The following is a 25089-nucleotide window of genomic DNA, read 5'->3' as shown; positions in this document are numbered from 1 at the left end:
CCCGGACGCGGCGGAAACTGCCGCTGCCGGTCGCACCCGGCAGGGCGCGTCGCCACCGCTCACTGGTAGACGTGCAGCCGCCCGATCGTCCAAGCGTGGTAGGACGCCAGCAGGCCCGGCACCGCGCAACCATCGTAGCGGCCGTCGCAGCGGTCGCGCAGTCCGGTCGACGCGGCGAAGTACGCGTCGACCGGCACCCCGGCGGCCTGTAGCAGCAGGCCGGGCAGGAACGCGATGTCGAGCAGCGGGTACTGCGGCAGCGGCGGCCCGGCGAAGTTGCTCTTCAGCATGTAGTAGGTGAGGTAGTCGCGGTACGGCTGCAGGTCGGCCGGCAACCGCCGCGGCAGGTCGCGGATCAGGCCATTGAAGGACGGCTGGTGGTCGCCGAAGTGCAGCAGCACGGTCGGCTGCGGGCGGTCGAGGAAGGCGTGCTCGAGGGCGCGCATCGCCGCGTCCGAAGCGTGCAGGCGCGCCAGGTAGGTGTCGAAGTTCAGCGCCACATCGCGCGGCAGCCCGCGCAGCAGGTTGCGATAGGGCTTCGGCAGCTTCGACATCGGCTGGTGGTCGTGCGGTCCGTGCTGGTTCAGCGTCAGGATCATCACGAACACCGGCTGGTCCGGCGTTTTCACCTTGTCGTAGATGCGTTTCGCCGCCGCGAACATCTGCGCGTCGCTCTCCTCCCACTCCTGCAGGCCCAGTTCGTCGGCGCCGTACAGATGGTCGAAGCCGTAGGCCCGGTACGCGTTGCGGCCGTTGATGAAGTCGGCGCCGGTGGGATAGATGCCGATGGTGAGGTAGCCGAGCCGGCGCAACTGCAGCGCCAGCGCGTCGTGCACGTTCGGCGCCAGCACGTAGGGCGCGTACATGCCGCCGGGGCCGAAGATGTCCTGCGGCATGCCGGTCAGCGCGGCGAATTCGCTGACCCAGGTGCCGCCGCCGAACGTATGCACGCGCAGCATGCCGTGCGCGCGGGTGCGCGCGTCGGGGCGGAACATCGCGGCACGGCACGCCGGCACGCTGCAGGCATCGAAGACCGACGGGTCGAAGGTGCTCTCCTCCAGCACCTGCACGATGTCCGGGTACGGCGGCGTGCCGCCCGCGCGACCCGAGGCGGTGGCGCCCCAGTCGCGCTCGGCCGTGGCCTCGTCGGCCATCGGCGGCAGCTGCACGCCGGCGTCGCGCAGGTTGACGAAGAAGTTGGTCAGCTGCGCGTCGTCGGACATCTTCTCCCACGCGTTGCGCGAATGGACCTGCGCGAACGGCCCGGTCGGCAGCAGACACAGCCAGAAGGCCAGCGCATACAGCGCCGTGCCGCCGATCCGCATGCCGGCGGCATGGCGCGGCCGCAGCGGCGCCAGCACACGCCAGTCCCAGCACCACGCCAGGTACAGCAGCGGCAGCAACGCGGCGACGCCGAGGGCGGCGAGGTACAGGTGCGGATAATGCAGCAGCGTACCGAGCAGGCTGCTGCGCAGGTAATAGATGAAGTCCGACGGCATCAGCTGCGAATCGAGGTAGCGCAACTTCAGCACCGCCACGAACTTCAGCAGCAGGAAGAGCCCGCCACCGACCAGCAGTGCGGTGGCAAACCGGCCGAAGGCGAACAGCAGCATGCCGAAGATGCACAGCATCAGCCCGGCGATGAAGGCCCGCTGCAGCGGGAGCGGCTCCTGCCAGGCGGTGAACGCGACGCTGAGCGCGAAGAAGGCCACGGCGCACAGCGCCACCGCACATGTTCGCGCAGCACACAACGGGATTCGAGGCATAGGTCGGGGTCCCCCTGCAGGACCGGATGTCACCCTGGCGTCATCCTACTGACTTGCAACCGCAACGTACGGACGCCGGGCAGGTCCGTTCCACTGCCGTTGGGGATCGCACCGAGGCACGGAAAATCCCATCCGGCCCGCGGGAGAAGGCCATCGCGATGCCGGCAACATGACATGTCGATCTGCTACTTTCCGCGGCCCGGACCTCGCACCTCACGGAAGCCCCATGTCGCCACGCCCGTTCCCGTTCACAGTCCCGCTGCTCGCCCTTGGCGCCGCCCTGCTCGCCGGCTGCGCCGGCCTGCCCCGGGCATCCGGCAAGACGCCCGACGGAACGCGTGCGAGCGTGGCGATCCTGGAGACCACCGACGTGCACGCGAACGTGCTCAGTTACGACTACTACAAGCTGAAGCCGGACGCCTCGCTCGGCTACGAGCGCACCGCCACGCTGATCCGCCGCGCCCGCGCCGAATTCCCCAACACCTTCCTGTTCGACAGCGGCGACACCATCCAGGGCAGCGTGCTGGCCGACTACCAGGCGCTGGTGAAGCCGGTCGCCTGCGCGCAGGAGCTGGCGATCTACCAGGCGATGGACGCGATGGGCTACGACGGCGGCACCGCCGGCAACCACGAGTTCAACTACGGCCTGGGCTTCCTGTCGCAGGTCACCGGCACGCCGATGAACGTGGATGGCGGCCGCACGGATCGCTGCGCCGGCCCGCGCTTCCCGCTGGTGCTGGCCAACGTCTACAGCGCGCGCGATGGCAAGCCGATCTTCCGGCCGTGGACGGTGGTGACGAAGAACATCGAGGCGTACACGAGCGACGGCAGCAGGATCGAGGTACCGCTGAAGGTCGGCATCATCGGCTTCACCCCGCCGCCGATCCTGGACTGGGACCGGCAGAAACTGGCCGGCAAGGTCACCGTCAGCGGCGTGGTCGAGGCCGCACGCAAGTACCTGCCCGAGCTGCAGGCGCAACATCCCGACCTGGTCGTGGCGATCCTGCACGGCGGCCTGGACACCGCGGCGTACACGTCGCAGATGGAAAATGCCGGCTGGTACCTCGCCGGCGTGCCCGGCATCGACGCGCTGCTGCTCGGCCACTCGCACGCCGAATTCCCCGGCCCCCGCTACGCCGGCCTGAAGGAGGTCGACGCCAGCCGCGGCCTGGTGCGCGGCGTGCCGGCAGTGATGGCGGATTTCTTCGGCAAGGACCTCGGCGTGATCCACCTGGTGCTGGATCGCAAGGACGGCCGCTGGGTGGTCGACCACGAGGAAAGCCGCAGCGAGGTGCTGCGCATCTGTGCGCAGAAGAACGACTGCGTGCCGGCCGACCCGGCGATCGCCCCGCTGGTGCGGCAGGCGCACGAGGCGACTATCGCCTACGTCAACACGCCGATCGGCGAGAGCATGCTGCGCCTGAGCAGCTACTTCGCCGACGAGGGCAACATGACCGCGCTGGCGCCGGTCAACGCCGCCCAGATCGACTACGTGCGCACCGAACTGCCGCGCTCGCATCCGGAACTGGCCGGCGTGCCGGTGCTGTCCGCCGCCGCCGCGTTCCGCACCGGCTTCGCCGGCCCCGACGACTACACCGACGTCGCCCCCGGCCCGCTCACCCTGCGCAGCGCCGCCGACCTCTACTTCTATCCGAATACGCTGGCCGCGGTGAAGATCGACGGCGCCAGCCTGAAAGCCTGGCTGGAGCAATCCGCCGAACGCTTCAACCGGATCGACCCCACGAAAACCGGCGAGCAGCCGCTGATCAGCAGCCACTACGTCGGCTACAACTTCGACCAGATCCAGGGCGGCGTCCACTACGTCATCGACGTGTCGAAGCCGGCTGGCCAGCGCATCACCACGCTGACCTACCAGGGCAAACCGGTCGAGCCGGACCAGCCGTTCATCGTCGTCACCAACAACTACCGCGCCAGCGGCGGCGGCCACTTCCCCGGCCTCGACGGCAGCAACATCGTGCTGGCCGCGCCCGACGGCACCCGCGAAATCCTGGCGAAATGGCTGGAAAGCAGGCAGCGGATCGGCTCGAACGACCTCGAACCGACCTCATGGACCTTCGCCCCGCTGAAGACCCGCGGCGCGGTGGTCTTCACCGGCGCCAGCGGCAAGCAGGACGTGGCCCGCGCCGCCGGCCTCGCCAACATCCGCCAGCTGAAGGATCACGGCGACGGCACAGCGACGTATGCGATCGACCTGTCGCACTGACGCCGGCGCGCAGGGAGAACCGCGCCGTCGTCGCCCCCCTCTCCTTCCGCTCGAGTGTAGGCTCTTGAAGGGCAGGAGCTTTCGTGCGCCTGCGGCGCCCGAGTTACTTCTCTTTTGCTTGTCCAAAAGAGAAGTAACCAAGAGAAAACGACACCCCGCTTGGCGCTTGCCGGGCTCCTGCCCGGCAAGTCCATGAGCCGGGGCCGGGCTTTTCGAGCGGCCATCCTGCCCGCGCGAAAAGGCGTTGCCATCCTTGGCAACGCCCGCTGCGCGGCCTGTCGTCCCCGCCTCACCGCCGCGCAAGGGACCCCGGGTAGAGCAGCGGGCCATCCTGGCCCGCACTCGGTGATGAAGCTGAAAAGCAACAGCCCACAGCAAAGCGTAGCGTTGCTGTGGCTTCGCTCTCGCTCTTGATCTGGCTCTTCTGAAGAGTGCGCGCAGGATGCGCGCCGCTCTACCCGGGGTCCCCTCTGAAGCGGCGGGCGGGTGGAGGAAAAGCCCGAAGGGTGGTTCGCATGGATGCGAACCAGTTTGGCGTCAGCACAGGATGTGCTGTCGACAAACCCCGTAACCCGCCCGCGAACCTTGCGGGCAGGATGCTCGCAAGGCGCGTAAGCAGGGTGGCCTTCTCTTTTGGTTACTTTTCTCTTGGCCACGCAAGAGAAAAGTGACTCGCGTGCCGAAGGCAGGCGAAAGCTCTTGCTCTTGAACCACCCGCATCACTGCGGCCGGACCAAAAAAGCCGCCGCGTCGCCATCGCGCCTCAGCGGATCAACACGAACACCGTGACAATCCCCAGCAGCACCAGCGGATACAGGCTGGCGCGGTCGAACAGCCGCGCCGCCTGGCGACCGTCCAGCGTGCGTGCGAGCCGGAACGCCGGCGGCAACAGCAGGCCGGCGCCGGCAGCGAAAATGGCCAGCTGGAACGGCCAGCCCGACGCCAGCGGCGACATACGCGGCAGCAGCAGGCTCACAAGCACGGCCACGCCCAGGCTGACGGCCGCCAGCACACCGGCCGTGCGCAGGCCGAACACCAGCGGAATGGTGCGCGCGCCGATGCGGCGGTCTTCCTCGATGTCGTTCCAGTCGGCCGGGATGTTCTGCCCGCCGATCTCCCACAGCATCAGCCAGACCAGCAGCCCCAGCAGCCACCGCCACGAGGGCTCGGGAATGACCGCGAACACGGCGGCGACCGGGCCGGCCGACTTGACCAGGCCGCTGACCACAGTGCGCCACCAGGTGATCCTGAGCAGCTTGACGTAGACCACTTCCAGCGCCGCCGCCACGAACACGATGAGCAGGATCCGCGGGTTCAGCAGCCAGGTGCCGAGCACGGCCAGCGCGAACCAGAAGCCGAACCACACCAGCGCGCCCTTCATGCTGACCAGGTTCTGCGCCAGCGGGTAACGCATGGCGGAAGCCTCCACCGCGTAGCCCGGCTTGATCCCACCGGCGACCTTTTCCTTATCGTCGTTCACCCCGATCAGGTCGTTCAACGCGTAGATGGCGGTATAGCCAGCCAGCGCGGTCGCCAGGGACAGCGCCAGCACCTGCCACGACGGGAAATGCCCCAGCCACAGCAACGCGACGAAGCCGGGCATGGCGATGTCGAGCACGCCGTGGAGGGAGCGCGACAAGGCGAGAAAGCGCCGCATGGGTTCAGCCCTTCCTGGCGAAGCAGGCCATGTAGTTGATGTCTTCGCGGTTCGACGCGACCCGGAAACGGCGCGTCAGCGGGTTGTACATGAGGCTGGCCACCGCCTCGAAGCCGAGCCCCGCCGCGCCGGCCCACGCGCGCAGCTCCGCCGGTCGGATCAGCTTGCGGTAGCTGTGGGTGCCGCGCGGCAGCAGGCCGAGGATGTACTCGCCGGCCACGATGGCGAAGGCGAAGGCCTTGAGCGTGCGGTTGATGGTGGAGAAGAACGCCACGCCGCCCGGCTTGAGCAGGGTGGCGCAGGCGGCGATGACCTGCTCCGGATGCGGCACATGCTCGAGCATCTCCATGCAGGTGACCGCGTCGAAGCTGCCGGCCTCGTCGTGCGCGAGGGTCTCCGCGTCGAGCTCGCGGTAATCGATGGCGAGCCCGCCGCGTTCGGCATGCTGGCGGGCGATGTCCAGCGACAGCCGTGACAGGTCGATGCCGGTCACCCGTGCGCCGCTTTTGGCCAGCGCCTCGGCCAGGATGCCGCCGCCGCAGCCCACGTCGACGATGCGCGGTGCGGGCACGCCGATGCGGTCGGTGATGAAGCGCAGGCGCAGGTCGTTGATCGCGTGCAGCTGGCCCATCTTGCCCTGCGGGTCCCACCACAGCTGGGCGATGCGGTTGAAGTGGGCGATCTCCGCGGCATCAACATTCGGCGATTCGGTCATGGCTGGTCGTGGTCCGCTGGTTCAGGGTGTGGATGGAGGCTTCGACTTCCGCGCGCGCGATGTCGTTGACGAACACGCACCCGCCGATCCCCGCGGGCAACGGCACGCGCTGCAGGCCGTTGCGGTGCTCGACGCGATCGAGCAGCGACTGCCAGATCAGTTCGGCGTCGAGCAGGGCGAGCTCGGGGGCGAGCTGCAGGCGCTCGACCAGGGCGAAGATGCGTCCGGCCGCGGCCGCGTCGAGCAGGCCGCGCCGATGGGCGATCGCGGTCGACACCAGGATGTCCAGCAGCACCGCCTCGCCGTGCAGCAGGCGGCCCTCGTGGCGGGTTTCCAGTCCGTAGCTGAAGGTGTGGCCGAAGTCGACCTTGCGCGCCAGCTCCTCCTCGTACAGGTTCGGCGCCAGCTCTTCCAGCATGCCGCCGATCGCACGGTCGAGGATCTCGCCGCCGTGCGCGTCCTGGAAAAATGCCTCCATGGAAGATGCGCCGTGCCGCTCCAGCAGGCGGAACAGTGCAGCGTCGCGGATCACCGCCAGCTTGACGATCTCGCACACGCCGTTGCGCAGGTGCCGCGGCGGCAGGCTGCGCAGCAGGCTGCGGTCCAGCAGCACCCGGCGCGGCGGCTCGAAGTTGCCCAGGCGGTTCTTGCGGCCGTTGAAGTTGATCCCGGTCTTGATCCCCACCGCCGCGTCGACGTAGCCCATCAGCGTGGTCGGCACCTTGATGTGCGGCACGCCGCGGCGGTAGCTGGCCGCCGCGTAGCCGACCACGTCGGTCAGCACGCCGCCGCCGATGGCGATCACCGGCTCGTCGCGGCGATGGATCGGGAAACCGTCCAGCTCGCGCAGCACCGCGAGCCATGCCTCCAGCGTCTTGCCGCCTTCGCCGCCCGGCAGGGTGATGATGCGGGCATCCACACGGTGCTGGGCGAAGTAGGCGCGGATGCGTTCGCCGTGATACGCGTGCACGCATTCGTCGACCACCACGAAGCGGCGCCCGTCCCGCACGCGGCCCATCGACAGCAGCGCGTCGCTTTGCGGATCGAACACGTCGGCCACGTTGCACAGGTCGTACTCAATCCGGCGCGTGGCGCTGACCTGCCAGCGTGCGCCCTGCGCCGCGCTCATGTGATGTCCCGCCATGCGGTGCGTTGCGCCAGCACCTCGCGCGCCACGGCCTGCGCGCGCGCCAGGTCGTGGTGGCGCCAGTGGCCGCACTGGTCGATGCGCGCATACGGCACCGCGTCGGCCGCGAGCACGCCTTCGAGGATGGCGGCGAGCGCATCCTCGATGACCGTGCGCCGGCCTTCGCCGAGCAGGGTGAGGTAGAAGCCGGTCTGGCAACCCATCACGCCGATGCCGATGAAATGCCGCGGCAACAGGCGCTGGGAGCCTTCGAGCAGGAAGTGCTCGATCGAATGCAGCTCGGTGCTGGACAGGCAGGCGTCGGCGTTCGGCCGGCGCAGGCGCAGGTCGATGCTGTAGACGATGTCACCCGCCGCTCCCGCGTGAGCACCGCGCAGCTTGACGCTGGGCGCCTTGAGCAGGCGGTGGTCCAGTTCGCCGACGGTATCGCTGCGCCAGCCGAGTGCCTCGAAGTCGATCATGATGGTTGCTCGATGGAACGGCCGGGCGCGCTCACGCCGGCTGCGCGATGGCGGCCAGGTGGCGGTAGCTTTGGTCGAGCGCCTGCTGCCAGCCATCGACGTGGTGATAGAGCTCGACCGAGCCGAAGCCGTCGAAGCCGTGCGCGTTCAGCGCGCTGAAACTCCCTGCCAGGTCCAGCGTGCCCTCACCGGGAATCTCGTGGAAATGCACGATGCCGGTGCGCGTGTTGGCGACCATCCGTTCGAACAGCACCGGACCGCGCACGCCGCGCAGGTGGGCGACGATCGGCCAGGCCCGTTCGAGCACGTCGAAGCTCAGTCCCGGCACCGAGATCAGCCAGGTGAAGATCTCGTCGTCCAGAGGCGAGGCGCCGGCGTACAGGCTGCCGTAGTCGACCAGGCCCGCCGCCTGATCGATGCCGGCCTGCGCCAGCAGGGCGTCGATGCGCCGGCGCCGCGCCGGGTCGGGCGTGCGGTCGCCGAAGTACAGCGGGTGGCGGCGGTCCAGCAGCAGGTAGTCCGCCGTGTCGGGGAAGTACACCAGCGCGCTGGCGGCTTCCAGGTCGAGCACCGGCACCGCATCGTCGCGCACGATCCTCAGGTTGTGGCCCGCCCGCGCATCGGAGATGTGCAGGTAGCGGGCGAACGGCGCCGCCTGCGCCAGCGCGCCGAGGTAGTCCGGCTCGGAGCAGTAGGCGTGGCAGATGTCGATGTGCAGCGCGAAACGGGGCGAGCCAACCGCGCGTATCAGTGCCAGCCCCTGCTCCAGCGTCTCGATATACATGCCTGGCTCGGGCTCGATCAGCAGCGTGATGTCCTCGTCGTCGCGGATCTCGCGCAGGCATTCGCGGATGCTGTCCGCCAGCAGCTCGCCCGGATCGACCTGCGGCTGGCGCACGTGCTCCTCGCGCAGGAAGCCGCTGCCGAAGGTAACCAGCTTCACGCCCAGCCGGCGCGCCACGCGGATGCCGCGCTTGACCAGGTCGATGCGGCGCTTGCGCCCGGCCACGTCCAGCGTCAGCAGCGACGGCTCATGCGGCCGCGACGGGGTGAAGAAGTGCGAGGCGGTGGCCACGCAGGCCGGCACGATGCGCGCCGCCTGCAGACGCCGCTGCACGGCGTCGAGGTCGGCCTCGGTGAGGTTGAAGGGATTGAACTGGTCGCGGTGGAAGGACAGCTCAATCCCCGCGTAACCGGCGCGCGCCACGGCGTCGATCGCCTCCAGGAACGGCAGGTTGGTGAGGCCGAAGGTGCTGTAGCTGAGCTGGATCATGCGCGGGAGCCGTGATGAGCGAGCGGTGGCGGAACTCGAGTGCGCCGCCGGCCCGAACCCTGCGGCTGCAGCACGCACGGCGCCGGTCGCGCCACGCGGGGCAGCCGACGTCGAGTTGGTATCCGCGCAGTGTGCGGGCGCGGCGGCGCGCTCGCCATGACCCACGTCAAATCGCGCCCGCCGGCGGCTGCGTTCGGATGCCGCAGTGCGCCGGCGGCCGGCCGTAATAGCGCGGCAATAGCAGCGCGCCGGCGCGCTGGAATCCGGTCACCGTAGGGTCAATGTTCCTCGCCGGGATCGGAGAAAGATCAAGAGCGGACCCCACCCCGGCCCTCCCCTGCGAGCAGGGGAGGGAGCAACGCTCGTCGGCGCCGAAACTCCGGCCGCTCAGTCGCTCGGCGTATTCCGGTATTTGCCGACGTCGGCCGGTTGCACCGCAGCGGCCTTGTTCGACCATGACTGGCGGATATAGCCGACCACCGCGGCCACGTCGGCGTCGCCCAGTTGCTGCGCGAACGGTGGCATCGAATACGGCTGCGGGTTGCCGGCGGTGGCCGGGGCGAAGCCGCCGAGCAGCACGCTGCGGATCGCGTTGATACCGGTCGGTTCGGTCACCGAGGTATTGCCGTCCAGCGGCGGGTAGACGCCGGCCACGCCGCGACCGTCCTTGCCGTGGCAGTCCGCGCAGCGTTGCGCGTAGAGCTTGCCGCCCTGCTCGTGGCTGGCCGCCTGCACGAACGGAGCCGCTGTCGCCGGCGCGCGCGGCGGCAGCGACTGCAGATAGACGGCCACCGCCTGCAGGTCGGCGTCGCTCAGGTGCTGGGTGCTGTTGCGCACCACGTCGGCCATCGGCCCGAACGCCGTGCCCTTCGCCGACTGGCCGGTCTTCAGCAGGTCGACGATGTCCTGCGCGCTCCAGCCGTCGAGGCCGCCACCGGGCCTGGTGCTGAGGTCGGGCGCATACCAGTCCAGCTGCGGGATCCGGCCGCCGGTGAGGTGGCGGTCCTGCTCGATGCCGCCCAGCGAGTCGCGCGTGGTGTGGCATTCGTTGCAATGGCCCAGGCCCTGCACCAGGTAGGCGCCGCGGTTCCACGGTCCGGACTTCGCCGGATCGGGCCGGAACTCGCCGGGCTTGAAGTACAGCGCGCGCCACGCGAGCAGGCTGCTGCGCACGTTGTAGGGAAACGCCAGCCCCAGCGCCGTGTCGGGCCGATGCACCGGCGGCAACGACTTGAGGTAGGCGAAGATCGCCAGCGCATCGGCACGGCTCACCCGGGTGAACGAGGTGTAGGAGAACACCGGGTACAGCAGCTCGCCCTGGCGACCCTTGCCCTCATGCAGCGCGCGCCAGAAATCGTCGAAGCTCCATTGGCCGATGCCGGTTTCCGGATCGGGCGTGATGTTCGGCGCCGGCACGTCGCCGAACGGCGTGCCCAGCGAGCGACCGCCGGCGTAGCGCTGGCCGTCGCGCGCGGTGTGGCAGGCGGCGCAATCGCCGGCCGTGGCCAGGTATTCGCCCCGCGCGATCAGCGCCGGATCGTGCAGCGCGGCGGCATCCGCCTCGTGTTGCGCCGGCGACGCCTCCGTGAGGCCGGCGCGGCCGAAGTACAGCCAGCCCAGCACGACTGCCGCCAGCAGTGCCGGCACCCACCATCCACGTCGCCACCACGTCATCGACCTGCTCCGCTCCTGCCCATCACACACCAGCCCGGCAACGGTTCGGTCTGCGCACTGGCCGGTGCCGGATGCATGTCGGCCAGCGGCTCGTGGCTGGCCAGCCACGCGGACACGGCGGTGATGTCCGATTCGCGCATGCGGTTGGCGACCACGCCCATGCAGTACGGCCCTTCGGCCGCGCGCTGGCGCGTGCGCCACGACACCAGCTGGGTGTTGAGATAGTCGTACGACAGACCCATCAGGCCCGGCATCATCGGCTCCACGCCGGTGAGCCTGGCGCCGTGGCAGCTGACGCACGACGGTACGCCGCGGGTGGAGTCGCCGCGCATCACCAGCTGCTCGCCACGCCGCAGGGTCTCCGCCGATACCGCCGGCACCGGCAGCTTGCGGTAGGGCACGTCCTGCTGCGCGAAGTAGCCGGCGATCTCGCGCAGGTACACCGGGCTCAGCTGGCGCACCACATATTCCATCGGCGCGTGGCGGCGCTGGCCGCTCTGGAAATATTCCAGCTGCTGCAGCAGGTAGCCGGCCGGCTTGCCCGCCAGGCGCGGGATCGCCACGCTGTCCGGCGAGCCTTCGCCGTGCGCACCGTGGCAGCTGGTGCACGCGGCCACGCGCTGCTGCATGGTATCGGGAACCGGTGCGGCACCGGCCTGGGGCGCGGCCGCCGGGGCCGCAGCGCAGATGCCGAACGCGAACAGCACGACGGCCGCGCGTAGCCAGCGGCGCAGGAAAACGAGACGGTTCATTCGCTCATTGTAGGCCCGCACATCGCCCCGCCCGGGCCCGGATCGGCCGGTCGCGACAACCTGCCGCAGGTCGCGGCGACGCCGTCCGGCGGTATCCAGCCCCGGCGAAAGTTGCAAATGTATCTGTTGACCGCAGTGCAGCAATCCGTTTAAGGTCGGTCCCATGTCGCCGTTTTCCACGCCCGCACGCATGCACTTCGCCCCGGTTCGCACCGGGCGCATGCCTACGCGCGTGGGCGCCATCGCCGCCATCATTACCACCACGATTACCACCGGTACCGGTACCACGGGTTCCGGGCGGGGCGTCGTGCGTAGGTAGTTTTCTACATGCAACGGCCCGCCCTCGACGAGGCGGGCCGGCCCATGCCGACACGCCAGCGAGAACGGGCCTCCACCGGAGAGGCCACCGTGATCACCTGTGCACCCGAGCAAGTCCAGCATCCCCCGTTACCGCCGCCGTTGATGACCCGCATGGGCACGACCCGGCGCCGCGTGCTGGCAGTGGGCGTGATCGGCCCCGGCAGGGTCGGCAGCGCGCTGCTGGAACAGCTGCGCGCGGCGCAGCCGCGGCTGGCCCGCGACAGCGCGCTGGAGCTGAAACTCTGCGGCGTGGTCGCCAGCAAGCGGATGTGGCTGGACTGCGACGACGCCGAACTCAACGCCCGCCACGGCGGCGCGCAGATCTGGCGGCCGAACGACCTGGACGCGTTCGCCGGGCACGTGCGCGGTAACGACGGCCGCCATGCATTGCTGATCGACTGCAGCGCGAACGACGAAGTAGCCGCGCACTACCCGCGCTGGCTCGCCGCCGGCCTGCACGTGGTGACGCCGAACAAGCTGGCCGGCAGCGGCCCGCTGCCGCGCTGGCAGGCGATCCGCGCGGCCTGCGCCAGCGGCGCACGCTTCCGCTACGAGGCCACCGTATGCGCCGGTCTGCCGGTGGTGCAGACGCTGCGCGACCTGCTCGACACCGGCGACGAGCTGTTCGCGGTGCACGGGATGTTCTCCGGCACGCTGGCCTGGCTGTGCAACCGCCACGACGGCCGCCAGCCGTTCTCCGCGCTGGTGCGCGAGGCGCACGCGCTGGGCTTTACCGAACCCGACCCGCGCGACGACCTGTCCGGACTGGACGTCGCGCGCAAGCTGGTGATCCTCGCGCGCGAGGCGGGCTGGCCGCTGTCGCTGGAAGACGTCGACCTGGAAGGGCTGGTGCCGCCCGCGCTGGCCGCATTGTCACGCGACGACTTCATGCAGCGGCTCGACGAACTCGATGCGCCGATGGCGGCGAAACTGGCCGCGGCGCACGCCGAAGGCGGCGTGCTGCGCCACGTGGCGCAGTTGGACCGGCACGGCCGCGCCAGCGTGCGGCTGCAGGTGCTGCCGGCCAGCCACGCGTTCGCCCATACCCGGCTCACTGACAACATCGTGCAGTTCAGCACCCGCCGCTACTGCGATAATCCGCTGTCGGTGCAAGGCCCCGGCGCCGGTCCCGAGGTGACCGCCGCTGGCGTGTTCACCGACCTGCTGCGCATCGCCGAGTCGCTGGAGGCGCGCGCATGAATTCCTCTCTGCTGGAACCCGCCATGGCCCCACCGCGCCACGCCACCCCTTTGCAAGTCGCCTGCGCCTTCGCGCCCGCCAGTGTCGGCAACGTGGGCGTCGGCTTCGACCTGCTCGGCCACAGCGTGGCCGGCGCCGGCGACCGCGCCGAGGTGCGCCGCATCGACGAGCCGGTGGTGCGCATCGCCGCGATCCGCGGTTGCGTCACCGAACTGCCCGCCGACCCGCGCGCGAACACCGCCGGCACCGCGCTGCTCTCGCTGCGCGAGGCGCTCGGCCTGCCGTACGGTTTCGAGCTGACCCTGCACAAGGGCATCGCGCTGGGTTCGGGCATGGGCGGCTCCGCCGCCTCCTGCGTGGCCGCGCTGGTGGCCGCCAACGCGCTGCTGGAGGAGCCGCTGCCACGCGAGGCGCTGTACGCATTCGCGCTGGACGGCGAGGCGGTGGCCAGCGGCAGCCGCCACGGCGACAACCTCGGCTCGATGCTGCTCGGCGGCCTGGTGCTGGCCACCCACGACCGCCTGCTGCGCATCGACGTGCCCGCCGCGTGGCATTGCGCGCTGGTGCATCCGCACGTGGTGCTGGAGACGCGCCGGGCGCGCGCGGCGCTGGCCGGCCACTACGCGCTGGGCGAGTTCGTGGCGCAGAGTTCGAACCTCGCCCTGGTGCTGGCCGGCTGCTGGCGCGGCGACGCGGCGCTGGTGCGCGAGGGGTTGAAGGACGTTCTGGTGGAACCGCGCCGCGCGCCGCTGATCCCGCACTTCGCGCGGGTGAAGCAGGCCGCGCTCGACCACCGCGCGCTGGGCGCCAGCATCTCCGGCGCCGGCCCCAGCGTGTTCGGCTGGTACGACAACCGCGCCGACGCCGAAGCAGCCGGCGTGGCGATGCAGGCCGCGTTCGCCGAGGCCGGGCTGGACAGCGATGCCTGGGTGTCGCCGATCAACGGGCCGGCTGCCACGCTGATCGACTCCCTCGACGTGGAGCCGCAGCCATGACCGGCGCAGGGCGGGCACTGCCCGCCAGCTTCTGCTCGCAGGTCATGGCGGAAACGGCGGGCAATGCCCGCCCTACGGCTGCTGCCGCGTTTGATCGCAACCCTCGAGGCCGACAAATGAACGCTCTTGTAGGGCGGGCACTGCCCGCCGCTCTCGCCACCAAGCATCAAAAACCGGCGGGCAATGCCCGCCCTACACACGAGTCAGGCACATGAGCGAACTGCTTCGCTACCACAGCACCCGAAACGCCGCCCCGGCCGTGCCGATCAGCCAGGCGATCGCCGCCGGGCTGGCACCGGACGGCGGCTTGTACGTGCCCGCATCCCTGCCGCGACTCGATCCGGCCGCGTTCGGTCCGCACGGCACGCTGGCCGACACCGCCGCTACCCTGCTGGCGCCGTTCTTCGCCGGCGACGCGCTGGCCGATGAACTGCCCGCGATCTGCGTCGAGGCGCTCACCTTCGACACGCCGCTGCGCACGCTGCCGGCGCATCCGCACACGGCGATGCTGGAGCTGTTCCACGGCCCTACCTCGGCCTTCAAGGATGTCGGCGCGCGCTTCCTCGCTGCCTGCCTGCGCCGGCTGCCGCGCACCGACGCACGGCCGCTGACGATCCTGGTCGCCACCTCGGGCGACACCGGCGCGGCAGTGGGCGCCGCGTTCCATCGCCAGCCGCATGTGCGCGTGGTGATCCTGTATCCGGACGGCCTGGTCTCGCCGCGCCAGGCACACCAGCTCGGCTGCTTCGGCGACAACGTGACCGCGCTGCGCGTGGCCGGCCGCTTCGACGACTGCCAGCGCATGGTCAAGGCCGCGCTCAACGACGCGGAGCTGCAGGCGGATGTGCCACTGTCTTCGGCCAACAGCATCAGCCTCGGCCGCCTGCTGCCGCAGATGAGCTATTACGCGCACGCCGCGCTGGGCTGGTGGCGCGAACACGGCAAGCCGCTGAACTTCATCGTGCCGACCGGCAACCTCGGCAACGCGCTGGCCTGCCTGTGGGTGCGTGAAATGGGTTTGCCGGTCGGCGAAGTACGGCTGGCCTGCAACGCGAACGCCACCCTGCCCGAGTTCTTCGCCGGCGCCGACTACCGGCCGCGCGAAGCGGTCGCCACCCTCGCCAACGCGATGGACGTCGGTGCGCCGAGCAACTTCGAGCGGCTGCGCTGGACCCTCCCGAATGAATCCGCGTTGCGCCAACTGCTGCAAGCGCAAAGCGTGGATGACGCCACCATCCGTCGCACCATCGCCACTCACGCCCGCGAGCACGGCGAGGTGTTCTGCCCGCATACCGCTACCGCCATGCACCTGCTCGATCGCCTGCGCGCGGATGGCGACGAGGCGCCGTGGGCGGTGGTCGCCACCGCCCATCCGGCCAAGTTCGAGGGCGTGGTGGAGCCGCTGCTCGGCCACCCGCTCGACCTGCCCCCGGCGCTGGCCGCGATGCTGGCGCGCAGCGCCAGCGCCGAACCGCTGGCGGCCAGTGACACCGCCCTGCGGGACTGGCTGATGCCCTAGATCATGCCGAGACGCAGGCATGCGCCAGGTGGCTTCCGACCATCCCATACGCATGCGCATCGAAAAAACGTCTGGACATCTGGACGTCCAAACGCCCACCGCACGGCCATTTTCAAATTTTTTGAAAAAAGTTGTTGACACGCGCCGATGACCTGCTTTACGTTCGGTCCCATGTCGCAGCGCAACAGCCACCGCCGCATCGCCGAAGGAAACCGCCTCATGACGGTTGCCGGCCTGCTGCAGGCTCGCGGCGCGCTCATTATTACCCTTGTACTCGTACTCCTTATTACCAACGGAGGTGCGGGCTGAGGGCAAGTGTCCAGGTAGCTAGAAAAACCTGAAAACACCCGAAGAACCCCGCACCCGGTGACGGATGCGGGGTTTTTTTGCGCCTTCGGCGCCGCCCAAAGCGGAGCCATGATGAAAACCCCCGACCAGCAGAGCGCCCCCGCCAGCGACGACGACGTAGTCGCCGGACGCGTGCGTATCTTCGACACCACCCTGCGCGACGGCGAGCAGGCGCCCGGTTTCTCGATGGACCGACGCGCCAAGCTACGCATGGCGCAGCAGCTCGAGGCGCTCGGCGTGGACGTGCTCGAGGCCGGCTTTCCGCAGGCCTCGCCGGATGATTTTGCTGCAGTCGCGCAAATCGCCGGGGCGCTGCAAGCCACCACGGTCTGCGCGCTGGCACGCTGCCAGGACGGCGACATCGACAGCGCTGCCCGTGCGCTGCAGGCGGCCCGCCATTCGCGCATCCACCTGTTCCTGTCGACCAGCCCGCTGCATCGCGAACACAAGCTGGGCATGAGCAAGGCGCAGGTGCTGGAGACTGCGGTGCGTGCGATCGAGCGCGCCCGCGGGCTGTGCCACGAGGTGGAATTTTCCGCCGAGGACGCGCTGCGCACCGAACCCGACTTCCTTGCCGAAGTGTTCAGCGCCGCGGTCGCCGCCGGCGCCAGCACGCTCAACGCGCCGGACACGGTGGGCTACACCACGCCGACCGAGATCGTCGAGCTGTTCGAGTACCTGCGCCGCCACGTCGTTGGGGCGGAGCGGGTGGTGTTCTCCAGCCACTGCCACGACGACCTCGGCATGGCGGTGGCGAACAGCCTGGCCGCGGTGAGCGCCGGCGCGCGCCAGGTGGAATGCACCATCAACGGCATCGGCGAGCGCGCCGGCAATGCCGCGCTGGAGGAGGTGGTGATGGCGCTGAAGGTGCGCGCGCCGCACTTCGGCGTGGATACCCGCATCGACACCCGCCAGCTGTACCCGACCTCGCGCCTGCTGACCGAGCTGACCGGCCAGGCGGTGCCGCGCAACAAGGCGATCGTGGGCGCCAACGCGTTCGCCCACGAATCGGGTATCCACCAGCACGGCATGCTCAAGCACCGCGGTACCTACGAGATCATGCGGCCGCAGGACGTCGGCATCGCCGAAACCCGCCTGGTGATGGGCAAGCATTCCGGCCGCGCCGCGCTGCGCCAGCGCCTGCAGGCCATGGGCCATACCCCGGACGACGCCGCGCTGGACGACATCTTCAGCCGCTTCAAGGCGCTGGCCGACCACGGCCGCGAGCTGCACGACGAAGACCTGGAAGCGCTGGCGCTGGGCCACGATCCGCACGCCGGCGGCCCGTGGCAGCTGGTGCAGCTGCACGCCAGCTCGCACCTGGGCGGCAGCGCCTCGGCCTCGGTGAAGCTGGCCCACGACGACGGCCGCGAGGTCGGCGAGGCGGCGATCGGCGATGGCCCGGTCGACGCGGTGCTGCGCGCGATCGAACGCGCCACCGGCACGCCGCTGGCGCTCACCAGCTTCCAGATCGACGCGCTCGGCGAAGGCGCCGACGCCCAGGGCCAGGCACAGCTGAGCGTGCGCCACGCCGCGCGCGACTGGCGCGGCCACGGCAGCAGCACCGACATCGTCGAGGCCGCCGCGCTGGCCGCGCTGGTCATCGTCAACCGGATCGAACGCCAATCCACCTTGAACCCACTGACCAACAAGCGGCCTTCCATGGCCGCGCGCCCGGACGCGCACAAGGAGACCACCGCATGAGCACCCCATTCGTCTGGCACAACGGCCGCATCAAGCCGTGGGCCGAGGCCAACGTCCACGTCAGCACGCACGCGCTGCACTACGGCTCCTCCGTGTTCGAGGGCGAGCGCGTCTACGCCACGCCGCGCGGTCCGGCCTACTTCCGCCTTGCCGACCACACCCGCCGCCTGTTCGAGTCGGCCCGCGTCTACGAGATCGACGTCGGCTACAGCGAGGACGAGATCAACGCCGCCTGCCTGGAGCTGATCCGCGCCAACGCGATGCCGTCGGCCTACGTGCGGCCGATCGTGTTCCGCGGCGCCGGCGGGCTGGGCGTGCTGGCGAAGGACGGTGCGCCGGTCGAGGTGGCGCTCATGGCGATGGCCTGGGGCGCGTACCTGGGCGAGGCGGCCGAACGCGGCGCCGACGTGTGCGTGTCGTCTTGGCACCGCCCCGCGCCGAACACCATCCCGAGCTGGGCCAAGGCCGGCGGCAACTACCTCTCGAGCCAGCTGATCGGGCTGGAGGCGCGCCGCAACGGCTACGACGAAGGCATCGCGCTGGGCCACGGCGGCCTGCTCAGCGAAGGCGCCGGCGAGAACATCTTCCTGGTCAAGCGCGGCAAGCTGCTCACGCCACCGTCCAGCGCCGGCATCCTGGCCGGGATCACCCGCGACAGCGTGCTCGCGCTGGCCGCCGACCTCGGCATCGCGGTGGAAGAACGCGAGCTGCCGCGCGAGGCGCTGTACTCGGCCGACGAGGTGTTCATGACCGGCACCGCCGCCGAGATCACCCCGGTGCGCTCGGTCGATCGCAAGGCGATCGGCAAGGGCGCGCCCGGCCCGGTCACGCAACAGCTGCGGCAGGCGTTCTTCGGCCTGTTCGACGGGCGTACCGAGGATCGCCACGGCTGGTTGGAGTTTGTTGGTGCGGTCATCCCTGCCCGCGAAGATCAAGAACCGGCCATCCATGGCCGGACTTCTCATCAACAGCCCGCTTCCATGGAGGTCTCGGCGTGATGGCGAAGACCTTGTTCGAAAAAATCTGGGACGCGCACGTCGTCGCCGCCGAAACCGCCGACACGCCGGCGATCCTCTATGTCGACCTGCACCTGGTGCACGAGGTCACCTCGCCGCAGGCGTTCAGCGAACTGCGCGAGCGCGGCCTGAAGCTGCGCCGGCCCGACCGCATGCTGGCCACGCTGGACCATTCCACGCCGACCTTGCCGGCGAACGCCGACGGCAGCCGCCCCTACGCGAACGCCGAGGCGCAGGCGCAGGTGGCGCAGCTGGAAAGCAACTGCCGCGAGTTCGGCGTCGAGCTGCACGGCTGGGACAGCGCCGAGCGCGGCATCGTGCACGTGATCGGCCCCGAACTGGGCGCGACGCAACCGGGCATGACCATCGTCTGCGGCGACAGCCACACCTCCACCCACGGCGCGTTCGGCGCGCTGGCGTTCGGCATCGGCACCACCGAGGTCGGCCACGTGATGGCCACGCAGTGCCTGCTGCAGCGCAGGCCGAAGACCATGGCGATCCACGTCGACGGCCAGCTGCCGCCTGGCGTGGGCGCGAAGGACCTGATCCTGCACATCATCGGCAGCATCGGCGTCGATGGCGGCACCGGCCACGTGCTGGAGTACCGCGGCGCGGCGATCGAGGCGCTGTCGATGGACGAGCGCATGACCGTCTGCAACATGTCGATCGAGGCGGGCGCGCGCGCCGGGCTGATCGCGCCGGACGAGACCACGTTCGAATGGCTGCAGGGTCGCCCGCGCGTGCCGCAGGACGCCGCGTGGGACGCGGCGGTGGAGCAGTGGCGCACGCTGAAGAGCGACGACGGCGCGCGCTACGACCGCGAGGTGCGCATCGATGCCGCCGCGGTGAAGCCCACCGTCACCTACGGCACCCATCCCGGCATGGCGATCGCGATGGACGCGCCGGTGCCGGCGGCGACGAATGCGCAGGAGCGCCGCGCGCTCGACTACATGCAGAGCAAGCCCGGCCAGCCGATGCAGGGCACGCCGGTGGACGTGGTGTTCGTCGGCAGCTGCACCAACTCGCGCCTGTCCGACCTGCGCGAAGCGGCCCGCGTGCTGCACGGCCGGCACATTGCCAGTGGCGTGCGCATGCTGGTGGTGCCCGGCTCCGAGGCGGTGCGCCGCGACGCCGAACGCGAAGGCCTGCACCACGTGTTCACCGCCGCCGGCGCCGAGTGGCGCGTGCCCGGCTGCTCGATGTGCATCGCGATGAACGGCGACCTGGCGCAGCCGGGCCAGCTGGTCGTGTCCACCTCCAACCGCAACTTCGAAGGCCGCCAGGGCAAGGGCGCGCGCACCGTGCTGGCCAGCCCGGCCACCGCCGCGGCCTCGGCGATCGCCGGGCGCATCGCCGACCCGCGCGAGTACCTGGTGGAGGTGGCGGCATGAGCATGGATACGACCCGCTCCGCTTTGCTCCCTCCCCTGCTTGCAGGGGAGGGCTGGGGTGGGGTCGCTCTTGCGGCAAGAGCGCTACCCCCTCCCAACCTCCCCCTGCACGCAGGGGGAGGAGCAGAAGCCGCCATCGCCCCTTCCGCGAGCACCCGCCCCTCACCTCAATCCTCTCCCCAAGGGGGAGAGGAGGCCAAAGCAAGAAGCGAGGAATTTCATTGATGCAACCCATCACCCGCCTCCACTCGCGCACCGCCGTGCTGGCCGACGAGAACATCGACACCGACCGCATCATTCCCGCGCGCTTCCTCACCACCACCACGCGCGAAGGGTTGGGCAGGCTGTGCTTCCACGACTGGCGCTACCAGGCCGACGGCAGCGACAACCCGGCCTTCCCGCTGAACCGCCCGGAAGCGCGCAGCTGCTCGATCCTCGTCGCCGGGCGCAACTTCGGCTGCGGCTCCTCGCGCGAACACGCGCCGTGGGCGCTGCTCGACTACGGCATCCAGGCGGTGCTGTGCAGCGAGATCGCGGACATCTTCCGCGGCAACGCGCTGAAGAACGGCCTGCTGGCGATCCAGCTCGAGGAGCTGGAACACCGCTGGCTGCTCAAGCATCCCGGCATCGAGCTGGCGATCGACGTGCGCGGCCAGTTCATCGAACTGTCCGACGGCGGCCACATCCCGTTCGCCCTGGAACCGTTCGCCCGGCACTGCCTGCTCAACGGCGTCGACCAGCTCGGCTACCTCTTGCAAAACGAGAAGTTGATCACCCATTACGAACAACAGGAGCAAGCGGCATGAAGGCCCATATCGTCACCCTGCCCGGCGATGGCGTCGGTCCCGAGGTCACCGCTGCCGCGGTGGCCGTGCTGAAAACCGTGGCCACGCGCTACGAGCACGCGTTCACCTTCGACGAACAGCTGATCGGCGGTGCCGCGATCGACGCCAGCGGCGAGCCGCTGCCGGCCGCCACGCTGGCCGCCTGCCAGGCCGCCGACGCGGTATTGCTGGGCGCCGTGGGCGGGCCGAAGTGGTCCGATCCGAACGCGAAGGTGCGCCCCGAACAGGGACTGCTGGCGTTGCGCGCCGCGCTGGGCGTGTACGCCAACCTGCGCCCGCTGCAGGTGCATCCGGCGCTGGCCAGCCTGTCGCCGCTGAAGAACGACCGGCTGCGCAACGTCGACGTGCTGTTCGTGCGTGAGCTCACCGGCGGCATGTATTTCGGCGCACGCACGCGCAGCGCCGACGCCGCCACCGACGAGTGCCGGTACACCGTGGCCGAGATCGAGCGCGTGGTACGCCGCGCGTTCGAGCTGGCGCGCGGCCGCCGCCAGCACCTCACCTCGGTGGACAAGGCAAACGTGCTGGAAACCTCGCGGCTGTGGCGCAGCACGGTGGAACGCATCGCCGCCGACTATCCCGACGTCAAGGTCGAACACCAGCTGGTCGACTCGATGGCGATGCTGCTGCTTGCCCGGCCGAGCAGCTACGACGTGGTGGTTACCGAGAACCTGTTCGGCGACATCCTCACCGACGAAGCCGCCGCACTGGCCGGTTCGCTGGGCCTGCTGCCGTCGGCCTCGCTGGGCGAAGGCCGGCGCGGCGTGTACGAGCCGATCCACGGTTCGGCGCCGGACATCGCCGGCACCGGCGTGGCCAACCCGATCGGCACGATCCTTTCCGCTGCGCTGCTGCTGCGTCATTCGCTGGGCCTGGAGGCCGAAGCGACCGCGGTGGAGTCGGCGGTGGAGCAGGTGTTGCGCTACGGCCCGCACAGCCGCGACATCGGCGGCCAGGCCGGCACCGACGAGGTGCGCGACGCGGTGCTCGCAGCGATCGGCGAGCACGCCGACACCAACGCCGCGTTCTTCTGCGGAGCACGCGCATGCGGCTGATGCCATCACCCGGTTTCCCAGGCGGCCACACGGAGGTGTCCGCGTTTTCTGCTGCCCCCTGCGCGCATGCGACGCGGATGGTCCCTGCACGCCGTGATGGCGCCGACTCCCTGGCCATCCCGTCGACCTCCCTCGCGCGCAGGGGGCGCTCTTTTCCTGTGCTTCGATCGGCTCCGCCGCGTGCACCCGGCTTTCATCCCGGCCTTCTCCCCGGCGGGGAGAAGGCATTCCGTCCTTCGGAGATTTTTTGATGCGCAGTGACCTGATCAAGAGCGGCCCCGACCGCGCGCCGGCCCGCGCCATGCTGCGCGCCACCGGCCTCGACGACGAAGCCATCGCCAAGCCGCTGGTGGCCGTGGTGCATACCTGGTCGAACGTGAGCCCGTGCAACCTCAACCTGCGCGAGCTGGCGGCCGAGGCCGCCGCCGGCATCCGCGCCGCGGGCGGCACGCCGGTGGAGTTCAACACCATCGCTGTCACCGACGGCATCGCGATGGGCACGCCGGGCATGCGCTCGTCGCTGATCAGCCGCGAGGTGATCACCGACTCGATCGAGCTGGCGGTGGACGGCCACTGCCTCGACGCGATGGTGGTGCTGTGCGGCTGCGACAAGACCATTCCGGCCGCCGCGATGGCGCTGGCGCGGCTGAACATCCCCGGGGTGGCGCTGTACGGCGGCACCATCGCGCACGGCACCCATGACAACCATCCGATCACCATCCAGCAGGTGTTCGAGGCGGTCGGCGCGCACGGCGCGGGCAAGATCGACGACGAGGAGCTGACCGCGGTGGAACGCGACGCCTGCCCCGGCGCGGGCGCCTGCGGCGGCCAGTTCACCGCGAACACGATGGCGATGGTGCTGACCACGCTGGGCCTGTCGCCGCTGGGCTACAACGACATCCCCGCCACCCATCCGGCCAAGGGCGCGGCCGCGTTCCGTTGCGGCGAACTGGTGATGGAGTGCCTGCGCGCGAACCGCACGCCGCGCGGGCTGATCACGCGCACCTCGATGCGCAACGCCGCGCGCATGGTCGCCGCCACCGCCGGATCCACCAACGCGGTGCTGCACCTGCTGGCGATCGCGCGCGAAGCCGGCGTCGAATGGACGCTGGAGGATTTCCAGCCGGCCTCGGAACATACCCCGGTGATCGCCGACCTGCTGCCCGGCGGCCGCTATACCGCGGTCGAGCTGTTCGGCGCCGGCGGCAGCGCGCGGGTGGCGCAGGAGCTGATCGCAGCCGACATGCTGGAAGACGCACCCACCGTCACCGGCCGCACGCTGTTCGAGGAGGTCGCCGCGGCGCCGCACGCCGCAGCGCAGGACGTGGTGCATCCGGTGGGTGCGCCGCTGAAGCCGCGCGGCGGCTACTCGATCCTGTACGGCAACCTCGCGCCGGAAGGCTGCATCCTCAAGCTCGCCGGCAAGGGCGCCAGCCATTTCGAGGGCCGCGCCCGCGTCTACGAAAGCGAGGAGCAGGCGTTCGCCGCGGTACAGGCCGGCGACATCGCCAAGGGCGATGTCATCGTGATCCGCAACGAAGGCCCCGCCGGCGGCCCCGGCATGCGCGAGATGCTCGGCGTCACCGCCGCGCTGATCGGCCGTGGCCTCGGCGACGACGTGGCGCTGATCACCGACGGCCGCTTCAGCGGCGCCACCCACGGCTTCATGGTCGGCCACGTCGCGCCGGAAGCCGCGCGCGGCGGGCCGATCGCGCTGCTGCACGAAGGCGACCGCATCGTGATCGACGCGGCCCGCCGCGAGATCGCCACCGACGCCGATCTCGCCGCACGCCGCGCGCTCTGGCAGGCGCCGGCACCGAAGGTCAGCCGCGGCGCACTGGCCAAGTACGCGCTGCTGGTCGGCTCCGCCTCCGACGGCGCCACCACGCATCCCGGCTCCGCCGTTTCCACCTCTCAACCCATCCACACCGAAACCAACCAGGGAGTCACCGCATGAGCAGCCACAACACCCTCGCCACATCCCGCATCGCCGTACTCGGCTACGGCAGCCAGGGCCGCGCGCATGCGCTCAACCTGCGCGACTCCGGCCTCGACGTCGTGGTTGGCCTGCGCCCGAACGGCCCGACCTGGCACAAGGCCAAGGCCGACGGCTTCAACGTCGCCGAGCCCGCCGAGGCGGTCAAGGGCGCCGACCTGGTCGCCGTGCTGACCCCGGACATGGTGCAGCCGACGCTGTACAAGGAGGCGATCGAGCCGAACATCAAGCCGGGCGCCGCGCTGCTGTTCGCGCACGGCTTCAACGTGCACTTCGGCCAGATCAAGCCGCGCGCCGACATCGACGTGATCCTGGTCGCGCCGAAAGGCCCCGGTGCGCTGGTGCGCAGCGAGTACGAGCGCGGCCGCGGCGTGCCGTGCATCTGGGCGGTGCACCAGGACGTCAGCGGCCAGGCCGAGGCGAAGACGAAGGGCTACGCCGACGGCATCGGCGGCGGCCGCGCGATGATCATCCAGACCGACTTCAAGGAAGAGACCGAGACCGACCTGTTCGGCGAGCAGGCGGTGCTGTGCGGCGGCGCCAGCGAGCTGGTGATCAAGGGCTTCGAAACCCTGGTCGAGGCCGGCTACCAGCCGGAGATCGCCTACTACGAGGTGATGCACGAACTGAAGCTGATCGTCGACCTGTTCTACGAGGGCGGTCTGGCGAAGATGCTGGAGTTCGTCTCCGAGACCGCGCAGTACGGCGACTACGTCAGCGGCCCGCGGGTGGTCGATGCCGGCACCAAGGCGCGCATGAAGGAGGTGCTCACCGACATCCAGGACGGCACCTTCGCGCGCAATTGGATCGCCGAGTACCAGGCCGGCCTGCCGAACTACAAGCGCCTGAAGCAGGCCGACCTCGAGCATCCGATCGAGCAGGTCGGCGCGAAGCTGCGTGCACGGATGCCGTGGCTGCAGCCGAACCCGGTACCCGCCACCGCTGCGCCGTTGAAGAAGGCTGGCTGACGCTTATGGCTCCTCCCCCTGCGA

At 70.1% G+C, this 25089-nt stretch carries 20 protein-coding genes; 12 read left to right on the top strand and 8 right to left on the bottom strand.

Going from position 1 to position 25089, the window contains the following annotated elements; genetic code table 11:
• Positions 1-59: 59 nt before the first annotated feature.
• Positions 60-1727: a sulfatase-like hydrolase/transferase gene (locus tag AC1Q5A_RS10415; RefSeq protein WP_492700642.1), complete on the bottom strand. Its 1668-nt coding sequence runs from the start codon at positions 1725-1727 to the stop codon at positions 60-62.
• A 265-nt stretch (positions 1728-1992) separates the two neighbouring features.
• Between AC1Q5A_RS10415 and AC1Q5A_RS10410 the strand changes: the two genes are divergently transcribed.
• The gene (locus AC1Q5A_RS10410) at positions 1993-3990 is read left to right on the top strand and encodes a bifunctional 2',3'-cyclic-nucleotide 2'-phosphodiesterase/3'-nucleotidase (RefSeq protein WP_492700641.1); all 1998 of its coding nucleotides are present in this window, start codon (positions 1993-1995) and stop codon (positions 3988-3990) included.
• Positions 3991-4753: 763 nt separating this feature from the next.
• Here AC1Q5A_RS10410 and AC1Q5A_RS10405 read toward each other — a convergent pair.
• The 7 genes from AC1Q5A_RS10405 to AC1Q5A_RS10375 all read right to left on the bottom strand — a co-directional run bounded on the left by AC1Q5A_RS10405 (position 4754) and on the right by AC1Q5A_RS10375 (position 11669).
• The gene (locus AC1Q5A_RS10405) at positions 4754-5647 is read right to left on the bottom strand and encodes a UbiA prenyltransferase family protein (RefSeq protein WP_492700640.1); all 894 of its coding nucleotides are present in this window, start codon (positions 5645-5647) and stop codon (positions 4754-4756) included.
• A 4-nt stretch (positions 5648-5651) separates the two neighbouring features.
• The gene (gene ubiG, locus AC1Q5A_RS10400) at positions 5652-6362 is read right to left on the bottom strand and encodes a bifunctional 2-polyprenyl-6-hydroxyphenol methylase/3-demethylubiquinol 3-O-methyltransferase UbiG (protein WP_492700639.1); all 711 of its coding nucleotides are present in this window, start codon (positions 6360-6362) and stop codon (positions 5652-5654) included.
• On the bottom strand, positions 6340-7491 hold the full coding sequence (locus tag AC1Q5A_RS10395; protein WP_492700638.1) for a sedoheptulose 7-phosphate cyclase: 1152 nt from the start codon (positions 7489-7491) through the stop codon (positions 6340-6342). Before AC1Q5A_RS10395 ends, ubiG begins: the two co-directional genes overlap by 23 nt.
• On the bottom strand, positions 7488-7970 hold the full coding sequence (locus AC1Q5A_RS10390; protein ID WP_492700637.1) for an S-ribosylhomocysteine lyase: 483 nt from the start codon (positions 7968-7970) through the stop codon (positions 7488-7490). The genes AC1Q5A_RS10395 and AC1Q5A_RS10390 overlap by 4 nt, the downstream gene beginning before the upstream one ends.
• A 31-nt stretch (positions 7971-8001) precedes the next feature.
• The gene (locus AC1Q5A_RS10385) at positions 8002-9243 is read right to left on the bottom strand and encodes a sugar phosphate isomerase/epimerase family protein (protein WP_492700636.1); all 1242 of its coding nucleotides are present in this window, start codon (positions 9241-9243) and stop codon (positions 8002-8004) included.
• 387 nt (positions 9244-9630) lie between these two features.
• A complete protein-coding gene (locus AC1Q5A_RS10380; RefSeq protein WP_492700635.1) occupies positions 9631-10917 on the bottom strand; it encodes a c-type cytochrome in 1287 nt (428 codons plus the stop codon).
• Positions 10914-11669, bottom strand: coding sequence for a c-type cytochrome (locus AC1Q5A_RS10375; RefSeq protein WP_492700634.1), 756 nt, complete (start codon positions 11667-11669; stop codon positions 10914-10916). Before AC1Q5A_RS10375 ends, AC1Q5A_RS10380 begins: the two co-directional genes overlap by 4 nt.
• A gap of 408 nt (positions 11670-12077) precedes the next feature.
• Between AC1Q5A_RS10375 and AC1Q5A_RS10370 the strand changes: the two genes are divergently transcribed.
• The 11 genes from AC1Q5A_RS10370 (at position 12078) to ilvC (ending at position 25065) form a co-directional block, all read left to right on the top strand.
• The gene (locus AC1Q5A_RS10370) at positions 12078-13229 is read left to right on the top strand and encodes a homoserine dehydrogenase family protein (RefSeq protein WP_492700633.1); all 1152 of its coding nucleotides are present in this window, start codon (positions 12078-12080) and stop codon (positions 13227-13229) included.
• Positions 13226-14224, top strand: a complete 999-nt coding sequence (locus tag AC1Q5A_RS10365) for a homoserine kinase (RefSeq protein WP_492700632.1) — start codon at positions 13226-13228, stop codon at positions 14222-14224. Before AC1Q5A_RS10370 ends, AC1Q5A_RS10365 begins: the two co-directional genes overlap by 4 nt.
• A gap of 211 nt (positions 14225-14435) precedes the next feature.
• Positions 14436-15743 (top strand): threonine synthase, encoded by a 1308-nt coding sequence (thrC, locus tag AC1Q5A_RS10360; RefSeq protein WP_492700631.1) that lies wholly within the window; start codon positions 14436-14438, stop codon positions 15741-15743.
• Positions 15744-15914: 171 nt separating this feature from the next.
• Positions 15915-16052 (top strand): hypothetical protein, encoded by a 138-nt coding sequence (locus tag AC1Q5A_RS10355; RefSeq protein WP_492700630.1) that lies wholly within the window; start codon positions 15915-15917, stop codon positions 16050-16052.
• Positions 16053-16160: 108 nt separating this feature from the next.
• Positions 16161-17795 (top strand): 2-isopropylmalate synthase, encoded by a 1635-nt coding sequence (locus AC1Q5A_RS10350; protein ID WP_492700629.1) that lies wholly within the window; start codon positions 16161-16163, stop codon positions 17793-17795.
• Positions 17792-18793 (top strand): branched-chain amino acid transaminase, encoded by a 1002-nt coding sequence (locus tag AC1Q5A_RS10345; RefSeq protein WP_492700628.1) that lies wholly within the window; start codon positions 17792-17794, stop codon positions 18791-18793. Before AC1Q5A_RS10350 ends, AC1Q5A_RS10345 begins: the two co-directional genes overlap by 4 nt.
• The gene (leuC, locus tag AC1Q5A_RS10340) at positions 18793-20202 is read left to right on the top strand and encodes a 3-isopropylmalate dehydratase large subunit (protein WP_492700627.1); all 1410 of its coding nucleotides are present in this window, start codon (positions 18793-18795) and stop codon (positions 20200-20202) included. The genes AC1Q5A_RS10345 and leuC overlap by 1 nt, the downstream gene beginning before the upstream one ends.
• A 223-nt stretch (positions 20203-20425) precedes the next feature.
• Entirely contained in the window at positions 20426-21007 is a 582-nt protein-coding gene (gene leuD, locus AC1Q5A_RS10335) for a 3-isopropylmalate dehydratase small subunit (RefSeq protein WP_492700626.1), read from the top strand.
• Positions 21004-22101 (top strand): 3-isopropylmalate dehydrogenase, encoded by a 1098-nt coding sequence (gene leuB, locus AC1Q5A_RS10330; protein ID WP_492700625.1) that lies wholly within the window; start codon positions 21004-21006, stop codon positions 22099-22101. Before leuD ends, leuB begins: the two co-directional genes overlap by 4 nt.
• Before the next feature lie 250 nt (positions 22102-22351).
• Positions 22352-24058: a dihydroxy-acid dehydratase gene (gene ilvD, locus AC1Q5A_RS10325; RefSeq protein ID WP_492700624.1), complete on the top strand. Its 1707-nt coding sequence runs from the start codon at positions 22352-22354 to the stop codon at positions 24056-24058.
• The gene (gene ilvC, locus AC1Q5A_RS10320; protein ID WP_492700623.1) at positions 24055-25065 is read left to right on the top strand and encodes a ketol-acid reductoisomerase; all 1011 of its coding nucleotides are present in this window, start codon (positions 24055-24057) and stop codon (positions 25063-25065) included. Before ilvD ends, ilvC begins: the two co-directional genes overlap by 4 nt.
• Positions 25066-25089: the final 24 nt, after the last annotated feature.

The sequence above is a fragment of the Rhodanobacter sp. GW835-FHT13D09 genome (genome assembly GCF_058793995.1).
The sequence above is the reverse complement of the archived record's forward strand: the minus strand, read 5'-3'. Positions and strand labels throughout refer to the sequence as shown.